This is a genomic window from Desertihabitans aurantiacus, assembly GCF_003344635.1.
In the GTDB taxonomy this organism is placed as follows: domain Bacteria; phylum Actinomycetota; class Actinomycetes; order Propionibacteriales; family Propionibacteriaceae; genus Desertihabitans; species Desertihabitans aurantiacus.
Genome location: NZ_QPKK01000493.1, coordinates 1 through 1,324 on the forward strand (window position 1 = coordinate 1; position 1,324 = coordinate 1,324).

The window sequence follows — 1,324 nt, forward strand, 5'->3', positions numbered from 1 at the left end:
CGCCGCCGACGCCGCGTCCGCCGCGAGGAGCGGGGCGACCTGGACGCGCTGCGGGCCGGCGAGCTCGCCGCGGAGACCGCCGCCGACCACCCCGACGCCGCCCGGCACCCCGACGGCGACGACACCACCGACCGTGCCACCGACGCCAAGGCCGCCGACGTCCCCGCCGGCGGGACGCCCGACCCCGGACCCCGGCCCGGCTGACCCGCCCGACCGCAGCACCGACCGATCCACACCGATCCGACCTCCCACCACACACCGAGGAGCCCACATGACGAGGAAGCGCTGGATCCTGACCGCGACCGCAGCCGCCACCGCACTGGTGCTCAGCGCCTGCGGCGGCAGCTCCAACCCGCTCGAGGGCGGCGGGGCGAGCGAGTCGGCCGCGCCGGCACCCGAGGCCGGTGAGGTGGTCGTCGGCTCGGCCAACTTCACCGAGTCGCAGGTGCTGGCCGAGCTGTACGCCCAGGCGATGCAGGCCCAGGGCGTGCAGGCGACCACCCGGCCCAACATCGGCTCCCGCGAGGTCTACCTGACCGCGCTGCAGGACGGCTCGATCTCGGTGATCCCCGAGTACACCGGCAACCTGCTGCTCTACTTCGACGCCGAGTCCCCCGCCTCCACCCCGGAGGAGATCGAGACCGCGCTGGACGAGGTGCTGGCCGGGGAGCAGCTGGTGCTCGGCACGCCGTCGGAGGCGACCGACCAGGACGTCTACGTGGTCACCGCCGAGTACTCCCAGCAGAACCAGGTGACCTCGCTGGAGGACCTGGCCGACCTCGCCCCGGACGCCGTGCTGGGCGGTCCGGCCGAGCTGGCCGAGCGCTCCTACGGCCCGCCCGGGCTGGCTGAGCTCTACGGCGTCGAGTTCGGCGAGTTCCGCCCCTACGACGCGCCGGCCGTGAAGATCCGCGACCTCAACGACGGCAAGATCCAGGTGGCCACCTTCTTCACCACCGAGTCCGCCATCGGCGACAACGGCTACGTCCAGCTGGAGGACCCGCAGGGGATGATCCTGCCGCAGAACATCGTCCCGCTGATGGCACCGCAGGTGGCCCAGAACACCGCCGCGGTGGACGCCATGGACGCCGTCTCGGAGGCGCTCACCACCGAGGAGCTGACCGCCCTCAACAAGGCGGTGGACGTCGACCGGCGCAACCCCGGCGAGGTCGCGGGGGAGTGGCTGGCCGGCGAGGGCCTCGCCTGAGCCGACCCGTCCCGAATCGTGACCGGGCCCGCGGTGGACACCCTGTCCACCGCGGGCCCGGTGCCGTTCCCCGCCGGTGCACCGGATGCCCAACCGCGGTGCGCGGGTGTTCCGGTG

At 73.9% G+C, this 1,324-nt stretch carries 2 protein-coding genes; both read left to right on the forward strand.

Annotated features, from left to right (window positions below):
- On the forward strand, nucleotides 1–204 hold a 204-nt coding region (locus DVA66_RS20460), incomplete at its 5' end, for a hypothetical protein (protein ID WP_198672011.1).
- A gap of 67 nt (nucleotides 205–271) precedes the next feature.
- Nucleotides 272–1,207: an ABC transporter substrate-binding protein gene (locus DVA66_RS20465; protein ID WP_114561581.1), complete on the forward strand. Its 936-nt coding sequence runs from the start codon at nucleotides 272–274 to the stop codon at nucleotides 1,205–1,207.
- Nucleotides 1,208–1,324: the final 117 nt, after the last annotated feature.

Excerpts from the sequence above, each read along its gene's own strand:
- DVA66_RS20465 (WP_114561581.1), top strand. The coding sequence starts at position 272 with ATGACGAGGAAGCGCTGGATCCTGACCGCGACCGCAGCCGCCACCGCA.